Genomic DNA, 21264 nt, shown 5'->3' on the forward strand with positions numbered 1-21264 from the left:
TGATCAGTCCACCGTCACGTAGTCGGGGCCGGAGTAGCGGCCGGTGGCCAGCTTCTGACGCTGCAGCAGCAGGTCGTTCAGCAGCGAGGAGGCGCCGAAGCGGAACCAGTGGTTGTCCAGCCAGTCCTCGCCCGCGGTCTCGTTGACCAGGACCAGGAACTTGATCGCGTCCTTGCTGGTGCGGATGCCGCCGGCCGGCTTCACACCGACCTGGACGCCGGTCTGCGCGCGGAAGTCGCGCACCGCCTCCAGCATCAGGAGGGTGTTCGCCGGGGTCGCGTTCACCGCGACCTTGCCGGTCGAGGTCTTGATGAAGTCCGCCCCGGCCAGCATGCCGAGCCAGCTCGCGCGGCGGATGTTGTCGTACGTCGACAGCTCGCCGGTCTCGAAGATGACCTTCAGGCGGGCGCTCCCGCAGGCCTCCTTCACGGCGGTGATCTCGTCGTACACCTTCCGGTAGTTCCCCGCGAGGAACGCGCCGCGGTCGATGACCATGTCGATCTCGTCCGCTCCGGCGGCGACGGCCTCACGGACGTCCGCCAGCTTCACGGCGATCGGGGCGCGGCCGGCCGGGAACGCGGTGGCGACGGAGGCGACCTTGACGCCGGAGCCGGCGACGGCCTCCTTCGCCGTGGCCACCATGTCGGGGTAGACGCAGACCGCGGCCGTGGCGGGCGTCGAGCGGTCGGTCGGGTCGGGGCGGACCGCCTTCGCGCCGAGCGCCCGGACCTTGCCCGGGGTGTCCGCGCCTTCCAGCGTCGTCAGGTCGACCATCGAGATGGCGAGGTCGATGGCGTACGCCTTCGCGGTCGTCTTGATCGAGCGGGTGCCGAGGGAGGCGGCACGCGCCTCCAGGCCGACCGCGTCGACGCCGGGCAGCCCGTGGAGGAAACGGCGCAGCGTGCTGTCGGACGCGGTGACGTCGCTCAGAGCGTGGGGTGCAGTGGTGGGCATGGTCACCAGACGAGCATATCTACGCGCGTAGCTGCTGTACAGCCCCGGACCGGGATCCGGAGCGCGGGCCGGGGCGGGAGTTCCGGTCGGGGCGGGAGCGGAGGAGTGCCTTCGGGCCGGGCGCGGCAGTCGTGCAGAATCGGAGGCATGACGACCCCCGACCCGTCGCGCGAACCGAAGCCCACGAAGCCCGCCGGGACCGCGACCACCCAGTACAAGGACCGCGTCTACCGCTCGCCCGCGGGCGTCGCCGGCGGCGTGCTGGTGCTCGCCGTCATCGGCTGGCTCGGCATCGACGCGGTCGTCACCGGCGAAGGCCGCACCCCGTGGCTGGCCCTCGCCGTCCTGCTCCTCCTCGCTCCCCCGGTCTTCGCCTACACCGTGCGGCCCGCCATCCACGTCAACGACGACCGGCTGCGCGTCCGCAACCCGCTGCGGCTGATCGTGCTGCCGTGGGGGCGGGTCGCCTCGCTGCGGTCCGGGTTCTCCAACGAGGTCGTCGACGACTCCGGCACGAAGTACCAGCTGTGGGCGCTGCCCGTCTCCCTGCGGGCCCGCAGCAAGGCCGCACGGCAGGAGTCGCGGGCGGCCGCGCGGGCGGCGCGCGCCGAGGCGGGGCAGGGGAGCGGAGGCCGTGGCGGCCGCGGAGGTCTCGGGGGTGCGGTGGGCGCCGATCTGGGCGCGGGCGCCGCCGTGGCCGCGGGCGGACCCCGGCGGGCCGAGACCGACCAGGCCATGGACGAGCTGCGTGAGCTGCACGAGCGGCGGCAGGAGGAGGCGGGCGCGCAGGGGGAGGTCACCGTGCGGTGGGCCTACGAGATCATCGCGCCCGCCGTGGCGGGGGCTGTGCTGCTGGGTGTGCTGTGGGGGCTGGGCTGACGTTTCGTCGCGGTGCGTCGGCAGTCGGGTGATCCGTCGGCAGCGGGGCGGTCCGTCGGCAGCGGGGCGGTCCGTCGGCAGCGGGGGCGGTCCGTCGGCAGCGGGGGCGGTCTTCGGCCGCCCCCGCTGCCGTGTCCCGTGGGGGGCTGTTCGGGGGGTTGTTCTCAGATGCCCGCTGCCCTGGACAGGTCCTGCTTGATCGTGGTCAGGAGCGCTGTCGCCTCGGTACGGGCCTCGGGGAGGTCCGCCTTGGCGGCCACCGGGACCACCACCTCCAGGTAGCACTTCAGCTTCGGCTCCGTGCCGCTGGGGCGGACGACCACCCGCGCGCCGTCCAGCGTGTAGCGGAGGCCGTCCGTGGGCGGCAGCTTCTCCGTGCCCTCGGTGAGGTCCTCCGCCTTCGTGATGCGCAGGCCCGCCAGCTCCGTGGGGGGCTGCTCGCGCAGGCGGCGCATCGCGGCGGCGATCAGGCCGAGGTCCTGCACGCGGACGCTGAGCTGGTCCGTGGCGTGCAGGCCGTGCTCCACGGCGAGGTCGTCGAGGAGGTCGAGGAGCGTGCGGTGCTCGGCCTTGAGCTCGGACGCCAGTTCCGTGAGGAGGAGGGCCGCGGTGATGCCGTCCTTGTCGCGTACGCCGTCCGGGTCCACGCAGTAGCCGAGGGCCTCCTCGTAGCCGTAGCGCAGGCCGTCGACGCGGGCGATCCACTTGAAGCCGGTCAGGGTCTCCTCGTAGGGGAGGCCCGCCTTTTCGGCGATGCGGCCGAGCAGGCTGGAGGAGACGATCGACTCCGCGAAGGCGCCGGTCGCGCCGCGGCGGACCAGGTGGGCGGCGAGGAGCGCGCCGACCTCGTCGCCGCGGAGCATGCGCCAGGCGCCGCCGTCCTTGACGGCGGCGGCGCAGCGGTCGGCGTCCGGGTCGTTGGCGATGACCAGGTCGGGGTCGGTCTCGCGGGCCTTCGCGAAGGCCAGGTCCATCGCGCCGGGCTCCTCCGGGTTGGGGAACGCGACGGTCGGGAAGTCCGGGTCGGGGTCGGCCTGCTCGGTGACGAGGTCGGGGGCCGGGAAGCCGGCTCGGGCGAAGGCGGCGAGGAGGACGTCCTTGCCCACGCCGTGCATCGCGGTGTAGACGGTGCGGGCGGTGCGGGGGGAGTCCTGGGAGAGGACGGCGTCCGTGCGGGCGAGGTAGGCGTCCAGGACGGTGTCGTCGAGGGTCTCCCAGCCGGTGGTGGGGCGGGGGACGGCGGTGAGGGAGGCGATCGCCTCGATCTCCGCGGCGATCTCCGCGTCCGCCGGGGGGACGATCTGGGAGCCGTCGCCCAGGTACACCTTGTAGCCGTTGTCGCGGGGCGGGTTGTGGCTGGCGGTGACCTCCACACCGGCGACCGCGCCGAGGTGCCGGATGGCGAAGGCGAGGACGGGGGTGGGGAGGGGGCGGGGGAGGACGGCGGCGCGGAGGCCGGCGCCGGTCATGACGGCGGCGGTGTCCTCGGCGAAGGTCCGCGACTTGTGGCGGGCGTCGTAGCCGATGACGACGAGGCCGTTGGTGTGGCCGTTCCTCTTGAGGTACGCGGCGAGTCCGGCGGCGGCGCGGATGACCACGGAGCGGTTCATGCGGAGGGGGCCGGCGCCGAGCTCGCCGCGGAGGCCGGCGGTGCCGAACTGGAGGGTGCCGGCGAAGCGGGCGGTGAGTTCGGCGTGGTCGCCGGAGTCGATGAGGCGGGCGAGTTCCTCGCGGGTGTCCGGGTCGGGGTCCTCGGCGAGCCATGCCCGGGCCTGTGCGATGAGCGCGTCGTGTTCCACGGTCGGTCGGCCTCTCTGGGTGGTCGTGTGGTCAGGTTCCTGGGGGTGGGGGGTTCATGCGTGTGGTGCGGGGTTCCGCCCGGTGAGGGAGGTCCGGTGGGGGGCGCGGTCTGATGCCTGCGGCGCAGGGTTGCTGTGCGGTGGGGGTGCGGTTCTACGCCTGCGGCGCAGGGTTGCTGTGCGGTGGGGGTGCGGTTCTACGCCTGCGGCGCAGGGTTGCTGTGCGGTGGGGGCGGGTGTAGCGCCTACGGGGGGTGGGTGGTGCGGGGCCGCGGTGGGGGCGGTCGTCCTCGGTCTGGCGCGAGAGTGCGTCTTGGTGAGTGAAGGGCGTGGACGCGCCAGCCGCTGCGGGCGCCCACCCCCACTCCGTCCCCTCCCCGCCGTACGCGGCTACGCCCCGCCCACGCCAGGTTCCCCGCCTCGCCGTACGCGGCTCCCGCCCCGGCCGGACGGTCAGGCGCGGCCCTTCGCCGACTGCGGGCAGTCGTGTCTCCGCAGTGCCTTGAGGGCCTGGGAGGCGCCCCCTCCGGGGGAGGCGCTCCGCCGGCGCCGGGTCGAGCGAACACCCCCCGGCCCGCACCCGCCCCGCCGACAAAGGAGCCGCGCTGCTCCCAGGTGGGTTACAGACGCCCCAGCACCTGGGTGAGGAGCGCGCCCATGCGTGTCGCGCTGTCACGGCCCGCCTGGAGGACCTCCTCGTGGTTGAGGGGCTCGCCCGTCATCCCCGCGGCCAGGTTGGTGACCAGGGAGATGCCGAGGACCTCCGCGCCGGCCTCGCGCGCGGCGATGGCCTCCAGGACCGTGGACATGCCGACGAGGTCCGCCCCGATGACGCGGGCCATGCGGATCTCCGCGGGCGTCTCGTAGTGGGGGCCGGGGAACTGGGCGTAGACGCCCTCCTCCAGGGAGGGGTCGATCTCCTTGCACAGGGCGCGCAGGCGCGGGGAGTACAGGTCGGTGAGGTCCACGAAGTTCGCGCCCACGATCGGCGAGGTCGCCGTCAGGTTGATGTGGTCGCTGATCAGGACCGGCTGCCCGGGGCGCATCCCCTCGCGGAGCCCTCCGCAGCCGTTGGTCAGCACGATCGTCTTCGCGCCCGCCGCGACCGCCGTGCGGACGCCGTGCGCGACGGCGGCCACCCCGCGGCCCTCGTAGTAGTGCGTGCGGCCCAGGAAGACCAGGGCCCGCTTCGCGCCCACGCGGTAGGAGCGGATCTTGCCTCCGTGGCCTTCGACCGCCGGCGGCGGGAAGCCCGGCAGCTCGGTGACCGGGTGCTCGGCCTCGGGGGTGCCGAGGGCGTCCACGGCCGGGGCCCACCCGGAGCCCATCACGAGGGCGACGTCGTGGGTCTCGGCGCCTGTGAGGTCGCGCAGACGGGCTGCGGCGGCGTCGGCTGCGGCGTACGGGTCGCCCTGGATGTCGTCCGGAAGAAGAGAAGCGTTCACGTCGACGAGGGTAGCCGCAATTCGCCTACGCGCGTAGATGTGGGAGGCGACGGGATGGCGATCGTTGTCTTGTCGTTTCCCTCAACAGGGACGCTTGCGGAGTTCCATCACATAGTCGTGGGGCGCCCCCGCGGACTCCGCCGCGTCGGCGATCTCACCCAGGTAGCGGGCCGAGGGCAGGCCGCCCTCGTAGGAGTTCAGGACGTAGGTCCAGGCGCCCTCCTCGCCGTCCAGGGTGTGCGCGCGGACCCGGGTGCGGCGGTAGACGCCCAGGCCCGTCCCCTCCCAGCGGTCCAGGGACTCCTCGTCCATGGGCGCGATGTCGTAGAGGGAGACGAAGACCTGGGAGAGCGGGTCCTCGACCAGGGTGGCCAGCGCGCCCTCCCAGCCCATGTGCTCGCCGCCGAACGTCAGCCGCCAGCCGTTGAGCCAGCCGGTGGCCCGCAGCGGGGAGTGCGGGGCGCGGCGGGACATCAGCCGTGCGTCGAGGTTGCCGGCGTAGGCGGCGTAGAGCGACATGGGGGGAAGGGTACGGCAGGGGGTGCCGGGGACCGCGGTCATCGGGGAGGAGTCACCCCCGGGCGGTCGCACGGTGAAGTGTGCGGGACAATGGAGTACGTGACTCGGATCGTGATCATCGGTGGCGGACCCGGCGGATACGAAGCGGCGCTGGTCGCCGCGCAGCTCGGCGCGGAGGTGACCGTCGTCGACTGCGACGGCCTGGGCGGGGCGTCGGTGCTGACCGACTGCGTGCCGTCCAAGACGCTGATCGCCACGGCCGAGGTGATGACCACCTTCGACTCCTCCTACGAGGAGCTGGGGATCATCGTCGCCGACGACACCCCGCCGCTGGAGCAGTCCGCCCGGGTGGTCGGCGTGGACCTGGGGAAGGTCAACCGGCGTGTGAAGCGGCTCGCGCTGGCGCAGTCGCACGACATCACCGCCTCCGTGACGCGCGCCGGCGCGCGGGTGATGCGCGGGCGCGGGCGGCTGGACGGGATGCAGGCGCTCGACGGGTCGCGCAAGGTCGTCGTGACCGCCGCCGACGGCACCGACGAGACGCTCACCGCGGACGCCGTGCTGATCGCGACCGGCGGTCATCCGCGTGAGCTGCCGGACGCGCAGCCCGACGGCGAGCGGATCCTGAACTGGACCCAGGTGTACGACCTCGACGAGCTCCCCGAGGAGCTCATCGTGGTCGGTTCGGGTGTCACCGGCGCCGAGTTCGCCGGCGCCTACCAGGCGCTCGGCTCCCGCGTGACGCTGGTCTCCTCGCGCGACCGCGTGCTGCCGGGCGAGGACCCGGACGCGGCGGCCGTGCTGGAGGACGTCTTCCGGCGGCGCGGCATGAACGTCATGGCCCGCTCGCGCGCGCAGTCCGCCAAGCGGGTCGGGGACCGGGTCGAGGTGACGCTGGCGGACGGCCGGGTCATCACCGGCACGCACTGTCTGATGGCCGTCGGCGCCGTCCCCAACTCCGCGGGCATGGGCCTGGAGGAGGCCGGGGTACGGCTGCGGGACTCGGGTCACATCTGGACCGACAAGGTGTCGCGGACCACGGCCCCGGGCGTGTACGCGGCGGGTGACGTCACCGGTGTCTTCGCGCTCGCCTCGGTGGCCGCCATGCAGGGGCGGATCGCGATGTACCACTTCCTGGGGGACGCGGTCGCGCCGCTCAACCTGAAGACGGTCTCCTCCAACGTCTTCACCGACCCCGAGATCGCCACCGTCGGGTACACGCAGGCCGACGTGGACGGCGGGAAGATCGACGCGCGCGTGGTGAAGCTGCCGCTGCTGCGCAACCCGCGCGCCAAGATGCAGGGCATCCGCGACGGCTTCGTCAAGATCTTCTGCCGTCCGGGCACCGGCATCGTGGTGGGCGGTGTCGTCGTGGCGCCGCGCGCCTCGGAACTCATCCACCCCATCTCGATCGCGGTCGACAACAACCTGACCGTCGAACAGATCGCGAACGCCTTCACCGTGTACCCGTCGCTGTCGGGCTCGATCGCCGAGGTCGCCCGGCAGCTGCACACGCGGAAGGCGGGCGGCGAGGGCTGACCCGGCCCTATACCACTTGCCGTGGGGCCGTGCGAACAACTTCTGCTATTCAGCGCAAACTGCTGAAAACAGACGGTCGCCGGCGTTACTGTCAGTTTCGTGTTCGCTGCAGAACGTCGCCAATTGATCCTCGAAATGGTGCGAGCGAACGGAGCCGTGTCGCTCCGTGAGCTCGCCCGCGTCGTCCAGACCTCCGAAGTGACCGTACGGCGGGACGTGCGCGCGCTGGAGGCAGAAGGACTCCTCGACCGCCGGCACGGCGGTGCGGTACTGCCGGGCGGTTTCACACGCGAGTCCGGCTTCCCGCAGAAGTCGCACCTCGCCACCGCCGAGAAGACCGCCATCGCCGACCTCGCCGCGAGCTTCGTGGAGGAGGGCGAGGCCATCGTGGTCGGCGCGGGCACCACCACGCAGGAGCTGGCCCGCCGGCTGGCCCGGGTGCCCGGACTGACGGTCGTCACCAACTCCCTGCTGGTCGCCCAGGCGCTCGCCCACGCCAACCGGGTCGAGGTCGTGATGACCGGCGGCACGCTGCGCGGTTCGAACTACGCCCTCGTCGGCAGCGGCGCCGAGCAGTCCCTGCAGGGGCTGCGGGTCTCCCGGGCCTTCCTCTCGGGCAGCGGTCTGACCGCCGAGCGCGGGCTGTCCACGTCCAACATGCTGTCGGCGTCCGTCGACCGGGCGCTGGTGCAGGCGGCGGCCGAGGTGGTGGTCCTCGCCGACCACACCAAGCTCGGCACGGACACCATGTTCCAGACCGTGCCGACCGACCTGATCACCCGCCTGGTGACCGACGAGCCGCCCGCGCACGACGACCGCGCGGCGACCGAGCTCCAGGCGCTGGCCGACCAGGGCGTGCAGATCGCCGTCGCGGGGGCGCCGGGGGGAAACGGCGGCGCGGGACATGACGGGCCGCCGTCGGGGCGGCAGCGCCGTGACGTCCCGCTGCCCGGCCCCCGACGCCAGGCGCCCGGACTGCGTACGGCGGTGGGGCTGGGCGCCGCGCCCGACCAGGGGCAGGGCGCCGAGCGGGCGGCCCGGGTGGCGGACCTGCGGCGGCGCTGACCGGGACCGCCGATACGACAGCGCCCGGCGTCCCCTCGCAGGAGGAGCGCCGGGCGCTGCGGTGCCGGCGGGTGTCAGTCCTTGATCTCGCAGATCGCGGCGCCGGACGTGACCGAGCCGCCGACCTCCGCGGTCAGGCCCTTGACGGTGCCGGAGCGGTGGGCGTTGATGGGCTGCTCCATCTTCATCGCCTCCAGGACGACGACCAGGTCGCCCTCCTGCACCTCCTGGCCCTCCTCGACCGCGACCTTGACGATCGTGCCCTGCATCGGGGAGGCGAGGGTGTCACCGGAGGCCGCCGGGCCCGACTTGCGGGCGGCACGGCGCTTGGGCTTGGCGCCGGCGGCCAGGCCCGTGCGCGCCAGGCTCATGCCGAGCGACGCGGGCAGGGAGACCTCCAGACGCTTGCCGCCGACCTCGACGACGACCGTCTCGCGGCCCGCCTCCTCCTCGGCGTCCGCGTCCGCGGGCGAGGCGAAGGGCTTGATGTCGTTGACGAACTCGGTCTCGATCCAGCGCGTGTGCACCGTGAACGGCTCGCCGGAGCCGGTCAGTTCGGGGGCGAACGCCGGGTCCTTCACCACCGCGCGGTGGAACGGGATGGCCGTGGCCATGCCCTCGACCGTGAACTCCTCCAGTGCACGGGAGGCGCGCTCCAGCGCCTCCTTGCGGGTGCGGCCGGTGACGATCAGCTTGGCCAGCAGGGAGTCCCACGCCGGGCCGATCACACTGCCGGACTCCACGCCCGCGTCCAGCCGCACGCCCGGGCCGGACGGCGGGGCGAAGGCGGTGACGGTGCCGGGGGCCGGGAGGAAGTTGCGGCCCGGGTCCTCGCCGTTGATGCGGAACTCGAAGGAGTGGCCGCGCAGCACCGGGTCGCCGTAGCCGAGCTCCTCGCCGTCGGCGATGCGGAACATCTCGCGCACCAGGTCGACGCCGGCGACCTCCTCGGTCACCGGGTGCTCCACCTGGAGGCGGGTGTTGACCTCGAGGAAGGAGATCGTGCCGTCGTTGCCGACGAGGAACTCCACGGTGCCCGCGCCGACGTAGCCGGCCTCCTTGAGGATGGCCTTGGACGCGCGGTACAGCTCCTCGACCTGGGCGTCGGTGAGGAACGGCGCGGGGGCCTCCTCGACCAGCTTCTGGTGGCGGCGCTGCAGCGAGCAGTCACGGGTGGAGACGACCACCACGTTGCCGTGCTGGTCGGCCAGGCACTGGGTCTCCACGTGCCGCGGCTTGTCGAGGTAGCGCTCGACGAAGCACTCGCCGCGGCCGAAGGCGGCGACCGCCTCGCGGACGGCCGAGTCGTAGAGCTCGGGGACCTCTTCCAGGGTGCGGGCGACCTTCAGGCCGCGTCCGCCGCCGCCGAACGCGGCCTTGATGGCGATCGGCAGGCCGTGCTCCTCGGCGAACGCGACGACCTCCTCCGCGCCGCTCACCGGGTCGGGCGTGCCCGCGACCAGCGGGGCGCCCGCGCGCTGCGCGATGTGCCGGGCGGCGACCTTGTCGCCGAGGTCGCGGATGGCCTGCGGGGGCGGGCCGATCCAGATCAGGCCCGCGTCCAGCACCGCCTGGGCGAAGTCGGCGTTCTCCGAGAGGAAGCCGTAGCCCGGGTGGATCGCGTCCGCACCGGAGTCCTTGGCCGCCTGCAGCACCTTGTCCATGTCCAGGTAGCTGGTGGCCGGAGTGTCACCGCCCAGGGCGAACGCCTCATCCGCGGCGCGGACATGCAGAGCGTCCCGGTCCGGGTCGGCGTAGACGGCAACGCTCGCGATTCCGGCATCCCGGCAGGCCCGGGCCACGCGGACAGCGATTTCGCCACGGTTGGCGATGAGCACCTTGCGCACGATTGAGGCTCCCTCCTTGAAACAAGCCGAGTTTAGGGACTGCCGACACGGCACTTCGACCCGTCCCCAGTGGTGAGCTTGCCCACACGGAGCGTGACGCGAGGCTTGCTCGACCCGCGAAAGCCCTTGTCGCACCTCGGTACGCAGGACTCCTCCCGAAAACACTAGCCCCGTCGTGTGGTCAAGGTCTCTGTGAGAGCGTGCCGCGGCCCACTTGGTTTCTTTGTGGAGTCCCTACGAATGGCCCAATGGTTCTTTGCCCTTGGCGGATCCCTTGTACCGAGGTTTACCGGTTAGTAGCCTTCGCGTCGTCCCGAAGGTACCCGGGGTGACCACAGTCGTGCTCGAAGGTGGGTGGGGGCCGGTGCTCCGCAGACCGGTGGCGTGGATCGTCGCGCTCGTGCTGTTCGCCGAGGCGCTGGGCGTGCTGGGGCTGAACTGGTTCCTCGGGGTCGTCGTGGACCGGCAGGACATGTCGCTGGCCGGCCTCGACCCGGACGTGATGTCGGTGTCGTCGAAGGCCGGCGGAGTGGTGTTCGGCCTCTACTTCGCGCTGTGCGGCCTGGTGTCCCTGCTGGTCGCCGTGCGCGACCGGGCCCCGGCCGGATCCGGCACGGTGCTGCTGATCAGCGCCGCGGTGGTGCACGCGCTGCTCGGCGCGTTCGCGTGGGGGCTCGTCGGCTGGACGGCGTTCCTCTTCATGGTCGTCGTCCTCGCGCTCATCGTGCTGCTCCTGATGACGTACGACGGGAAGCCCGAGGAGCCGGCGGACGCCGCTGCGGGGACGGGGAGCGGCGGCCCGGGCGGGACCGGCGCGCCGGTCAGTCCGCCCGCGGCGCCCACAGCTCCGTGATGCCGACGCCCAGTTCGGCCAGCAGGCGGCGGACCAGCGGCAGGCTGATGCCGATCACGTTGCCGTGGTCGCCGTCGATGCCGTCGATGAACGGGGCCGAGCGGCCGTCCAGGGTGAACGCCCCGGCCACGTGCAGCGGTTCGCCGGACGCCACGTAGGCCGCGATCTCCTCCTCGGAAGGTTCGCCGAAACGGACGACCGTCGAAGCGGTGGCGGAGGCGTAACGCCCGCTGACGGTGTCGTAGACGCAGTGACCCGTCTGGAGGACGCCCGCCCGGCCGCGCATCGCCTTCCAGCGCGCCGTGGCCTCCTCGGCGTCCGCGGGCTTGCCGAGGGCCTGGCCGTCCAGCTCCAGCACCGAGTCGCAGCCGATCACCAGCGCACCCCGCACCTCGGGCTTCGCGGCGACGACGGACGCCTTGGCCTCGGCCAGGGCGAGCGCCAGTTCGGCGGGGGTGGGGGCGGAGACGGCGTCCTCGTCCACCCCGCTGACCATCACCTCGGGGTCCAGTCCGGCCTGGCGGAGCAGCCCGAGCCGGGCGGGGGACTGGGAGGCGAGCACGAGGCGGCGACGCGGCTGATCTGTCATACGGTCAGCGTAGCGACGTCGCCCGGACGCCTCACCTCACGCCGATCACGAGCATCGCGAGCACCATGGCCAGCGCCATGAGAACACCCAGCCGCCGCAGCATCTCCTGCGCGTCGCGCAGTTCCTTCGGCGGTTTGTTCTCGGGGTCGGACCACAGCATTCCCCCAGCGTGCGGCGGAATCGGAGGAGGGCGCCTGAGTACGCGTACTCAACTTGGCGGGGCGGGGAGATTCGGCGGGGGCGCGGCGCGGTGCGGCGGGACGGGCCGTACGCCGTGCGTACGGCCCGTCCGGGACGCCGTCGCCGGATCAGGCGCCCGGCCAGTACGTCCGCGACCACGACGCCGGGCCCGGCCGGGGCACGCGGCGGGCGGCGATGCGCGACGGGTCGGACCAGGCGTCGCGGACCGCGGGCGCGCCGGACGGCAGGGCGGCCGCCGCCGCGGCGCGCGCCCTGACCACCGCCAGTGCGGCGGCCAGCTCCTCCGGGGTCGGGTTGCCCCGTACGACCTTGATCGTCACAGCGGCTCCTTACAGGGGGATGTTGCCGTGCTTCTTCGGGGGCAGGCTCTCGCGCTTGGTGCGCAGCTGGCGCAGGCCGCGCACGATGTGGCGGCGGGTGTCGGACGGCATGATCACCGCGTCGACGTAGCCGCGCTCGGCCGCGACGTAGGGGTTGAGGAGGGCGTCCTCGTACTCCCGCATCAGCCGGGCCCGGGTCGCCTCCGGGTCGTCCGACTCGGCGATGGCGCGGCGGTGCAGGATGCTGACGGCGCCCTGCGCGCCCATCACCGCGATCTGGGCGGTGGGCCAGGCGAGGTTGAGGTCGGCCCCCAGGTGCTTGGAGCCCATCACGTCGTACGCGCCGCCGAACGCCTTGCGGGTGATGACGGTGATGAGGGGGACCGTGGCCTCGGCGTAGGCGTAGATCAGCTTGGCGCCGCGGCGGATGATGCCGTCGTGCTCCTGGTCCACGCCGGGCAGGAAGCCGGGGACGTCGACGAAGGTCAGCACCGGGATGTTGAAGGCGTCGCAGGTCCGCACGAAGCGGGCCGCCTTCTCCGACGCGGTGATGTCCAGGCAGCCGGCGAACTGCATCGGCTGGTTGGCGACGATGCCGACGGGGCGGCCCTCGACGCGGCCGTACCCGGTGAGGATGTTCGGCGCGAACAGGGGCTGCGTCTCGAAGAACTCCGCGTCGTCGAGGACGTGCTCGACGACCGTGTGCATGTCGTACGGCTGGTTCGCCGAGTCCGGGACGATCGTGTCGAGTTCGCGGTCCTCGTCGGTGACCGTGAGGTCGGCCTCCTCGGGGAACGCCGGGGGCTCCGAGAGGTTGTTGGACGGGAGGTAGGAGAGGAGCTGCTTGACGTACTCGATCGCGTCCTTCTCGTCGCCCGCCATGTGGTGCGCCACGCCGGACGTGGCGTTGTGCGTGCGGGCGCCGCCGAGCTCCTCGAAGCCGACGTCCTCGCCGGTGACCGTCTTGATGACGTCCGGGCCGGTGATGAACATGTGGCTGGTCCGGTCGACCATGATCGTGAAGTCGGTGATCGCGGGGGAGTAGACCGCGCCGCCCGCGCAGGGGCCGACGACCAGGCTGATCTGCGGGATCACGCCGGAGGCGTGGGTGTTGCGGCGGAAGATCTCGCCGTACGCGCCGAGGGAGGCCACGCCCTCCTGGATGCGGGCGCCGCCGGAGTCGTTGATGCCGATGACCGGGCAGCCGGTCTTCAGCGCGAAGTCCATGACCTTCACGATCTTCTGGCCGTAGACCTCGCCGAGGGCGCCGCCGAAGACGGTGAAGTCCTGGGAGAAGACGGCGACCGGACGGCCGTCGACCGTGCCGTAGCCCGTGACGACGCCGTCGCCGTACGGGCGGTTGGCGTCGAGGCCGAAGTGGGTGGAGCGGTGCCGGGCGAACTCGTCCAGTTCGACGAAGGAGCCCTCGTCGAGCAGGAGGTCGATCCGCTCACGGGCCGTCAGCTTGCCCTTGGCGTGCTGCTTCTCGACGGCGCGTGCGGAGCCGGCGTGCGTCGCCTCTTCGATACGGCGCTGGAGATCCGCGAGCTTGCCCGCGGTGGTGTGGACGTCAGGCTGCTGCTCTTCCGGCTCGGACATCGGGATGCGGCTCCCTGCCTGCTCAAAAGGGGGGACGGTTACTCAGCCGTAGCGTAGTGGGGGGCCGTGTGTTCGGCAGTGCGGTGTTTCCCACACCTAGTGTGGGTTGCATGACACCCCGAGATGACTCCGAATCCGCCGGGCCCCGTCGTAGCCGGTGGTCCGACCTCGACCGGCCGCCGTTGAACGCCGCTGCGCTGCGGCGGGCTCTGGTACGGGAGGGAAGTCTGTGGCGGGAGGTGGACGTGGTGCAGCGGACCGGGTCCACGAACTCCGATCTTGTGGCGCGGGCCGGTGCGGGGGGGCTGCGGGAGGGGGTCGTCCTCGTCGCGGAGGAGCAGACCGCCGCGCGGGGGCGGCTGGACCGGAAGTGGGTGGCTCCTGCTCGGTCCGGGTTGTTCTTCTCCGTGTCGTTGCGGCCGGGGGACGACGTGCCGGTGGAGCGGTGGGGGTGGCTGCCGTTGCTGACGGGGGTCGCCGTGGCTGCCGGACTGGCGCGGGCCGGGGGCGTCGACACGGCGTTGAAGTGGCCCAATGACGTGCTGGTGACGGTGGGGGGAGAGGAGCGGAAGGCCGGGGGGATCCTGGCGGAGGCCGCGGGGACGGCGGGGGCCTCGGGGGGCGGTGGCGTGGTCGTCGGGGTCGGCGTCAACGTGAGCCTGCGCGCTGACGAGCTGCCGGTGCCCACGGCGGGATCGTTGGCGTTGGCGGGGGCCGTGAGTACGGACCGGGATCCGTTGCTGCGGGCGATGCTGCGGGGGCTGGAGGACTGGTACGGGCGCTGGCGGGCCGCCGGCGGTGACGCGGGGGCGTGCGGACTGCAGGAGGCGTACGCGGCGGGGTGCGCGACGCTGGGGCGGGTCGTACGGGCGGAGTTGCCGGGGGACCGGGCGCTGGTGGGGGAGGCGGTGGCCGTGGACGGGGACGGGCGGCTGGTGCTGGCGACGGAGGCGGGGGTGCAGGAGCCGGTGGGGGCGGGGGACATCGTCCATCTGCGGGCGTGAGACGGGGGATGCGTGCGGTGCGGGTTCTGTGGGCGGGGGCCGGCGCGTGGGGCAGTGTTCCGTCCGGTGGGGAAGACGGTCTGACGCCGGTGGCGCAGGGCTCTGTTCGGTGGGGGCGGGCGTAGCGCCTACCCGCCCGCGCCGGTGCGCGCCACCCGCCCCGTCCGCGCGACCGTGGCTGAAAAGGGTCCCCGGGGTCGCGCCCGGGCGCGCGGGGCAGGGGGGCGCGACCCGTGCCTCACCCGCGGCCCAACCTGGCGGAGTGAGCTACCGCACACCTGCCGTAGAGTTGAGCCCGGTCGAGACATGGCCGTGACAGATCGGAAGGGCAGCAACGCGTGAGCGTCGACGACTCGGGTTCCGGTGCGGACGCGCAGGGCGACGGCGAGGATCCGCTTGCTCTGCGCCTCGAGCAGCTCATCCTGGGCGCCGAGCGCCGTTACACGCCGTTCCAGGCGGCCCGCAGCGCCGGCGTCACGATGGAGCTCGCCACCCGCTTCTGGCGCGCCATGGGCTTCGCCGACGTCGGCCAGGCGAAGGCCCTGACGGAGGCGGACGTCCTCGCCCTGCGCCGCCTCGCCGGTCTGGTGGAGGCGGGCCTGCTCAGTGAGGCGATGGCCGTGCAGGTCGCCCGGTCCACCGGCCAGACCACCGCACGTCTGGCCGAATGGCAGATCGATTCCTTCCTGGAAGGGCTCACGGAGCCGCCCGAGCCCGGCATGACCCGCACCGAGGTCACCTATCCGATCGTCGAGCTGCTCCTTCCCGAGCTGGAGGAGTTCCTCGTCTATGTCTGGCGGCGGCAGCTCGCCGCCTCGGCCGGGCGCGTGGTGCAGGCGGCCGACGACGAGGAGATGGTGGACCGGCGGCTCGCCGTCGCCTTCGCCGACCTCGTCGGCTTCACCCGCCTGACCCGGCGGATGGAGGAGGAGGAGCTCGGCGAGCTGGTCGAGGCGTTCGAGACCACCGCCGCCGACCTGGTCGCGGCGCGCGGCGGACGGCTCATCAAGACCCTCGGCGACGAGGTGCTGTACGCCGCCGACGACGCCGGGACCGCCGCGGAGATCGCCCTGCGGCTCATCGAGACCATGGCGAACGACGAGACCATGCCGGAACTGCGGGTCGGCATGGCCTTCGGCACCGTCACCACCCGGATGGGCGATGTCTTCGGCACGACCGTCAATCTGGCCTCCCGTCTCACCTCCATAGCCCCCCGCGACGCGGTGCTCGTGGACGCCGACTTCGCCCAGGAGCTGATCCGCACCGGTGACGCGCCGGCCAGTGAGGCCGCCGCGGCCGAGGCGGCGGCAGCGGCCGAGAAGGAGGGTGAGGAGCCGCCCTCGTACCGTTTCGCCCTCCGGCCGATGTGGCAGCGGCCCGTGCGTGGTCTCGGCGTGGTCGAGCCCTGGCTGCTGACCCGCCGGAACGACGCGGAGCCCTCCGCCTGAGTCCCCTCAGCCGCCCAGGCAGAGGCTGAGCAGCGGCAGGCAGAGGCTCCGGTCACCGCCGTCGTCAGGCGGAGGGGGCGGGGGCGTGGGGGTGGGCGTGGTCGCCGGCGGGGGTGGTGTCGTCGGCTGGTGCTGGTCCGGTGAGGGCTGGGGCGCCGGTGACGTCCGGGGCGGGGTGGTGCGGGGGCGGGTGCGTTCGTCCGGTGGTGGTGTGGTCCGTGGTTTCGGGGGTGGCGTTTCGACGCCGGGTGGGATGAGGGGAGCTTGTGCTCTGCCGCCCAGGGGCCTCGGGGACGTCGGGCCGGGGCGAGGGGGCGGCGGGGGTGTGGAGTCTTCGGGGGGTGTGGCGCCCGGGCTCGGTGTGGGGGCGCTGGTCTCGGGGCGGGGGAGTGGGGCCGCCTTCGTGGCCCTGGGCGGGGTGTCCGGGGTCGCCAGGTGGAGGAGGGCCGCCGCGCACGTCGTCAGGGCCAGGGCGCCCGCGGCCAGGAGGGCGCGGCGGTCGCGGGGTCTGCGGTGGCGTCCTCGGGGGACGGCGCGGGTCTCGTGCGGTGTCATCGTCTGTCTCCCCCCTGCGGCGCGCCGCGGTGTGCGCACGCTACGCGCCGGGCGGGGCGCGGCTCAGCCGAGTCGGTCGTATGTCACTCGAACGGGTGGACCCTTTTCCTCGGCGGCTCCCGGCTGCCATGATCGGGGCGAGTCACGTTAACCCGCGTTAACCGGAGGGTGTCATGAGTGAGGAGCGGTTCGGGGAGTTCGTGCTGGTGCGGCGGCACGAGCGGGGGCATGTCGCGGAGCTCGTCCTCGACCGGCCGAAGGCCATGAACGCGGTGTCGACGGAGATGGCCCGCTCGATCGCCGGGGCCTGCGCGGCGCTGGGGGAGGACCGTGACGTACGGGCGGTGGTGCTGACCTCCTCGCACGAGCGGGCGTTCTGCGTGGGGGCCGATCTGAAGGAGCGGAACGCGTTCAGCGACGCGGACCTGGTGCGGCAGCGGCCGGTGGCGCGCGCTGCTTATACGGGGGTGCTGCGGTTGCCGGTGCCCGCCGTTGCCGCCGTGCACGGGTTCGCGCTGGGGGGCGGGTGCGAGCTGGCCCTGTCGTGCGACGTGATCGTGGCCGACCGTACGGCTGTGCTGGGGCTGCCCGAGGTGTCCGTCGGGGTGATCCCGGGCGGGGGCGGTACGCAGTTGCTGCCCCGGCGCGTGGGCGCGGCGCGGGCGGCCGAGCTCATCTTCACCGCGCGGCGGGTGGAGGCCGCCGAGGCGCGGGAGATCGGGCTCGTGGACGTGCTGGTGGAGGAGGGGCGGGACCGCGAGGAGGCGCTCGCCATGGCCGCGCGGATCGCCGGGAACTCGCCCGTGGGGCTGCGGGCCGCCAAGCGGGCGCTGCGGCTCGGGCACGGGCTCGATCTGCCCGCCGGGCTGGAGGTCGAGGACGCGGCCTGGCGGTCGGTGGCGTTCTCCGGGGACCGGGCGGAGGGTGTCGCGGCCTTCAACGAGAAGCGGCGGCCGGAGTGGCCGGGGGAGTGACTCCCGCGTCGTCCTCGATGTCTCGATGAGCGGAGAATCTCCCTAATCTGGGGGAATGGGTGAGGAGAGCCGGCTGGCGGCCGTGGTGGCGCTGGCTCAGGGCATGGCCGCCGCGCACAGTTCGCGGGAGGCGTGGCGGGCCGCCGCCGGCGGGGCCCGCCGGGCGCTGGGCGGGAGTTTCGCCGCGCTGTCGGTGTGGGAGCGGGAGCTCGGACGGCTGCGGGTGCTGGTGAACGTCGGGGAGCTGGCCGAGGGGGAGGAGGAGTTCCCCGAGGACGAGTCGTACCCGGTGCACCAGTTCGCCGAGATCACCGAGTTCCTGCACGAGCGGTGGGCCGGCGGGGGCGAGCCCGACGCCTGGGTGGAGACCGCGCAGGGCCCCGAGGAGGGGCGCGCCGGCTACTGCCACCAGCGGGTCGCGGCGCTGCGGCGGCGCGGGCGCGGCTGCTGTGTGGTCGCGCCGATCGTGCTGCACGGGCGGGCCTGGGGCGAGCTGTACGTGGCCCGGCCGGTCGGTGAGCCCGTGTTCGGGCGCGCGGACGCCGACTTCGCGACCGTGCTGGCCGCCGTGGCGGCCGCGGGCATCGCGCAGACCGAGCGGCTGGAGGAGGCGCGGCGGCTGGCCTTCACGGACTCGCTGACCGGGCTGGCCAACCGGCGGGCCGTGGACGCCCGGCTGGACGAGGCGGTCGAGCGGCACCGGCGGGACGGGGCCGTCGTCAGCCTGGTGGTGTGCGACGTGAACGGGCTGAAGCGGGTCAACGACACGCTCGGGCACGCCGTGGGCGACCGGCTGCTGGAACGATTCGGCACGGTGCTCTCGCTGTGCGGGGCGATGCTGCCGGGCGCCCTGGCGGCACGGCTCGGCGGGGACGAGTTCTGCCTGCTGGCGGTCGGGCCGCCCGCCGACGAGGTGGTCAAGGCGGCCGACGAGGTGTGCCGGCGGGCCGTCGAGCTGGGCATCGGGGACGGGGTCGCGTGCGGGGTGGCGTCCACCGAGGACCCGATCGGACCGGTGCACTCCGCCCGGCGGCTGTTCCGGCTGGCCGACGCGGCGCAGTACCGGGCCAAGGCCGAGCGGGCCGCGCATCCCGTGGTGGCCGGGCGGGAGGGGCCGGGCGACCCCGTGGTGCGGCTCGCGGACGAGCCGTCGCGGGCGGCCGACGGGGAGCGGCGCCGGTTCCGCGGGCGGCACGCGCCCGGGTGAGGGGCGCGGGTCCGGTCCGGTGGTGACAGTGCGACATTCACTGCGTAGGCTCCTGAATATGGATATGCACACTGTGGTGGTGGGGACGTCGGGCGTGACCGCGTCCGACGTGCGGGCCGTGGCGCGCGACGGCGCCCGCGTCGAACTGTCCGCGGAGGCGGTCGCCGCCCTCGCCGCGTCCCGCGAGATCGTGGACGCCCTGGCCGCCGAGCCGGACCCCGTCTACGGGGTGAGCACCGGCTTCGGCGCCCTGGCGACCCGGCACATCAGCCCCGAGCTCCGCGCCCGGTTGCAACGCAACATCGTCCGCTCGCATGCCGCCGGCATGGGGCCGCGCGTGGAGCGGGAGGTCGTCCGGGCGCTGATGTTCCTGCGGCTGAAGACCGTCTGCTCCGGACACACCGGTGTCCGGCCCGAGGTCGCGCAGACGATGGCCGACGTGCTGAACGCCGGGATCACCCCGGTGGTGCACGAGTACGGCTCCCTCGGCTGCTCCGGCGACCTCGCCCCGCTCTCGCACTGTGCGCTCACGCTGATGGGCGAGGGGGAGGCGGAGGGCCCCGACGGCGGCGTGCGGCCGGCCGGTGAACTCCTCGCCGCCCACGGCATCCGCCCGGTCGAACTGCGCGAGAAGGAAGGACTCGCCCTCCTCAACGGCACCGACGGCATGCTCGGCATGCTGGTCCTGGCCCTCGCCGACCTGGACCTCCTCTACCGGTCCGCCGACGTCACCGCCGCGCTGAGCCTGGAGGCGCTGCTCGGCACCGACAAGGTGCTCGCCCCCGAGCTGCACGCCATCCGCCCGCACCCCGGACAGGCCGCGAGCGCCGCCAACATGCTGGCCGTGCTGGAGGGTTCGGGCCTGACGGGACATCACCAGGACGACGCCCCCCGGGTCCAGGACGCCTACTCGGTGCGCTGCGCCCCGCAGGTCGCCGGCGCCGGACGCGACACCCTGGCGCACGCCCGGCTGGTCGCCGAGCGCGAACTCGCCGCCGCCGTCGACAACCCGGTGGTTCTTCCTGGGGGCACCTCCCGGGCTTCCGGCTCCGGGGGAGGCCGCGTGGAGTCCAACGGCAACTTCCACGGGGCGCCGGTCGCCTACGTGCTGGACTTCCTCGCCATCGCCGTCGCCGACCTCGCCTCCATCACGGAGCGCCGCACCGACCGGCTGCTCGACAAGAACCGCAGCCACGGACTGCCGCCGTTCCTCGCCGACGACGCCGGCGTCGACTCCGGGCTGATGATCGCCCAGTACACGCAGGCCGCCCTGGTCGGCGAGCTGAAGCGGCTGGCCGTACCGGCGTCGGCGGACTCCATCCCGTCGTCCGCGATGCAGGAGGACCACGTCTCCATGGGCTGGTCGGCGGCGCGCAAGCTGCGCACCGCCGTCGACGGCCTCGCCCGGGTCGTCGCCGTCGAGCTGTACACCGCCGCGCGGGCCGTGGAACTGCGCGAGGGGCTCACCCCGGCCCCGGCGACGCGGGCGGTGCTGAAGGCGCTGCGGGAGGCCGGCGTGGGCGGCCCCGGCCCGGACCGGTACCTGGCGCCCGACCTCGCCGCCGCGGAGACGTTCGTACGGGACGGGCGGCTGGTGGCGGCCGTGGAGCGGGTCACCGGGCCGCTGAGGTGAGGCGGCCGGGGCCCCGCGGACGCGTCCGCGGGGCCCCGGTACGCCGTGGGGGAGTTCAGAACTCCAGGCGCTCCCTGCGGACCGAATAGACGACGAAGCCGGCGCCGAGGGCCAGACAGGCCGTGCCGCCGACGATGTACGGGGTGCTGTCGAAGCTGCCGGTGTCCGCGAGGCGGACGTCCTGGCCGGTGGTCTCCAGCGAGGCCGACGTCACGCTCGACACGCCTCTCGCCTGCTCGGTGACCTGCGGGGACGGACCCGCGGACGGCGCGGTCCCCGCCGGGGCGTCCGAGGTCGCGTTCGCGGACGGGACGAACCACAGGACGCACAGCAGGGTGCCCGCGGCGGTGGCGGTCAGCAACGGACGGAGCGCGGATGACACGGAATATCGATCCCCTTGTGGCGCTGGCGAATTGGCCGTGTGGGCTGATGGTAGTGAACCGCGCGGGTCACGGGAAAGTCACGGGCGTCCGTCCCCGTGCGCTCCGGGCGTGAGCGCGTCGGAGACCTCATGGTTTGCCGGATTCGTCCGGAGGGTGTTCTCGGGACCGGTGACGCGGGGCCGCCGGCCGGCGCCGCACTGCGGGGCGTCGAGGACGGCAGGGGGCGGCGGGCGGCGAACGGGCCCGGGCGGAAAGGGCTGTGACGGAGGACACAATGGAAGCCCTGGTTCATCTCGTGGGCCCGTTCGCGCTGGTCGGAGAGGTGTCGGGGTGGAGCTGCCGCGGGCCTCCTGGGGCGGTGAGCGGATCGACCGCGGCCCGGATTCGCCTGAAGGGGGCGTCGGCGGCGAGGATGAGAGCCTGTTCGACGGGGACGGCGAGAGCTGCGACG

19 protein-coding genes are annotated in these 21264 nt (G+C 73.5%); 9 read left to right on the plus strand and 10 right to left on the minus strand.

Annotated elements, in window-relative coordinates; translation table 11 throughout:
• Window positions 1–3 precede the first annotated feature (3 nt).
• Entirely contained in the window at window positions 4–954 is a 951-nt protein-coding gene (gene deoC / locus ACWH4W_RS10345) for a deoxyribose-phosphate aldolase (protein WP_473075470.1), read from the minus strand.
• A 147-nt stretch (window positions 955–1101) separates the two neighbouring features.
• Between deoC and ACWH4W_RS10350 the strand changes: the two genes are divergently transcribed.
• On the plus strand, window positions 1102–1833 hold the full coding sequence (locus tag ACWH4W_RS10350) for a PH domain-containing protein (protein ID WP_473075471.1): 732 nt from the start codon (window positions 1102–1104) through the stop codon (window positions 1831–1833).
• Window positions 1834–1997: 164 nt separating this feature from the next.
• Here the strand turns inward: ACWH4W_RS10350 and ACWH4W_RS10355 are convergent, their stop codons facing one another.
• From ACWH4W_RS10355 to ACWH4W_RS10365, 3 genes are all read right to left on the minus strand, one after another.
• Window positions 1998–3632: a phospho-sugar mutase gene (locus ACWH4W_RS10355; protein ID WP_473075472.1), complete on the minus strand. Its 1635-nt coding sequence runs from the start codon at window positions 3630–3632 to the stop codon at window positions 1998–2000.
• Between the two features lie 620 nt (window positions 3633–4252).
• Window positions 4253–5077 (minus strand): purine-nucleoside phosphorylase, encoded by an 825-nt coding sequence (locus ACWH4W_RS10360; protein WP_473075473.1) that lies wholly within the window; start codon window positions 5075–5077, stop codon window positions 4253–4255.
• Window positions 5078–5158: 81 nt separating this feature from the next.
• On the minus strand, window positions 5159–5596 hold the full coding sequence (locus ACWH4W_RS10365; RefSeq protein ID WP_473075474.1) for a gamma-glutamylcyclotransferase family protein: 438 nt from the start codon (window positions 5594–5596) through the stop codon (window positions 5159–5161).
• Between the two features lie 90 nt (window positions 5597–5686).
• On the opposite strand from ACWH4W_RS10365, the gene ACWH4W_RS10370 reads away from it, so the two are divergent.
• Both ACWH4W_RS10370 and ACWH4W_RS10375 read left to right on the plus strand, forming a co-directional pair.
• The gene (locus ACWH4W_RS10370) at window positions 5687–7135 is read left to right on the plus strand and encodes an NAD(P)H-quinone dehydrogenase (RefSeq protein WP_473075475.1); all 1449 of its coding nucleotides are present in this window, start codon (window positions 5687–5689) and stop codon (window positions 7133–7135) included.
• 99 nt (window positions 7136–7234) lie between these two features.
• Entirely contained in the window at window positions 7235–8200 is a 966-nt protein-coding gene (locus tag ACWH4W_RS10375; protein WP_473075476.1) for a DeoR/GlpR family DNA-binding transcription regulator, read from the plus strand.
• Window positions 8201–8274: 74 nt separating this feature from the next.
• Here ACWH4W_RS10375 and ACWH4W_RS10380 read toward each other — a convergent pair whose 3' ends face one another.
• A complete protein-coding gene (locus tag ACWH4W_RS10380; RefSeq protein WP_473075477.1) occupies window positions 8275–10047 on the minus strand; it encodes an acetyl/propionyl/methylcrotonyl-CoA carboxylase subunit alpha in 1773 nt (590 codons plus the stop codon).
• 364 nt (window positions 10048–10411) lie between these two features.
• Here ACWH4W_RS10380 and ACWH4W_RS10385 point away from each other — a divergent pair, with 364 nt between their 5' ends.
• A complete protein-coding gene (locus tag ACWH4W_RS10385; RefSeq protein ID WP_473075478.1) occupies window positions 10412–10900 on the plus strand; it encodes a hypothetical protein in 489 nt (162 codons plus the stop codon).
• Here ACWH4W_RS10385 and ACWH4W_RS10390 read toward each other — a convergent pair.
• From ACWH4W_RS10390 to ACWH4W_RS10405, 4 genes are all read right to left on the minus strand, one after another.
• Entirely contained in the window at window positions 10869–11489 is a 621-nt protein-coding gene (locus ACWH4W_RS10390; RefSeq protein WP_473075479.1) for a Maf family protein, read from the minus strand. The genes ACWH4W_RS10385 and ACWH4W_RS10390 overlap by 32 nt on opposite strands.
• Window positions 11490–11520: 31 nt before the next feature.
• Complete coding sequence (mmpB, locus tag ACWH4W_RS10395) at window positions 11521–11649, minus strand: morphogenic membrane protein MmpB (RefSeq protein WP_274543353.1); 129 nt, start codon at window positions 11647–11649, stop codon at window positions 11521–11523.
• A gap of 148 nt (window positions 11650–11797) precedes the next feature.
• Window positions 11798–12010 carry an acyl-CoA carboxylase epsilon subunit gene (locus ACWH4W_RS10400; protein WP_473075480.1) on the minus strand — a complete coding sequence of 71 codons (213 nt, stop codon included), beginning with the start codon at window positions 12008–12010 and terminating at the stop codon, window positions 11798–11800.
• Between the two features lie 9 nt (window positions 12011–12019).
• Window positions 12020–13609: an acyl-CoA carboxylase subunit beta gene (locus ACWH4W_RS10405; RefSeq protein WP_473075481.1), complete on the minus strand. Its 1590-nt coding sequence runs from the start codon at window positions 13607–13609 to the stop codon at window positions 12020–12022.
• 110 nt (window positions 13610–13719) lie between these two features.
• Here ACWH4W_RS10405 and ACWH4W_RS10410 point away from each other — a divergent pair, with 110 nt between their 5' ends.
• From ACWH4W_RS10410 to hutH, 5 genes are all read left to right on the plus strand, one after another.
• The gene (locus ACWH4W_RS10410; protein ID WP_473075482.1) at window positions 13720–14613 is read left to right on the plus strand and encodes a biotin--[acetyl-CoA-carboxylase] ligase; all 894 of its coding nucleotides are present in this window, start codon (window positions 13720–13722) and stop codon (window positions 14611–14613) included.
• A gap of 338 nt (window positions 14614–14951) precedes the next feature.
• The gene (locus ACWH4W_RS10415) at window positions 14952–16061 is read left to right on the plus strand and encodes an adenylate/guanylate cyclase domain-containing protein (RefSeq protein WP_290007962.1); all 1110 of its coding nucleotides are present in this window, start codon (window positions 14952–14954) and stop codon (window positions 16059–16061) included.
• A gap of 728 nt (window positions 16062–16789) precedes the next feature.
• Window positions 16790–17590 carry an enoyl-CoA hydratase/isomerase family protein gene (locus ACWH4W_RS10420; protein ID WP_473075483.1) on the plus strand — a complete coding sequence of 267 codons (801 nt, stop codon included), beginning with the start codon at window positions 16790–16792 and terminating at the stop codon, window positions 17588–17590.
• Between the two features lie 55 nt (window positions 17591–17645).
• Entirely contained in the window at window positions 17646–18797 is a 1152-nt protein-coding gene (locus tag ACWH4W_RS10425) for a GGDEF domain-containing protein (RefSeq protein WP_473075484.1), read from the plus strand.
• A gap of 64 nt (window positions 18798–18861) precedes the next feature.
• Window positions 18862–20430 (plus strand): histidine ammonia-lyase, encoded by a 1569-nt coding sequence (gene hutH, locus ACWH4W_RS10430; RefSeq protein ID WP_473077464.1) that lies wholly within the window; start codon window positions 18862–18864, stop codon window positions 20428–20430.
• Window positions 20431–20485: 55 nt separating this feature from the next.
• On the opposite strand, the gene ACWH4W_RS10435 is transcribed toward hutH, so the two are convergent.
• Window positions 20486–20812 (minus strand): LAETG motif-containing sortase-dependent surface protein, encoded by a 327-nt coding sequence (locus tag ACWH4W_RS10435; protein ID WP_473075485.1) that lies wholly within the window; start codon window positions 20810–20812, stop codon window positions 20486–20488.
• Between the last annotated feature and the right edge of the window lie 452 nt (window positions 20813–21264).

The organism is Streptomyces sp. DSM 120436 (assembly GCF_055778765.1).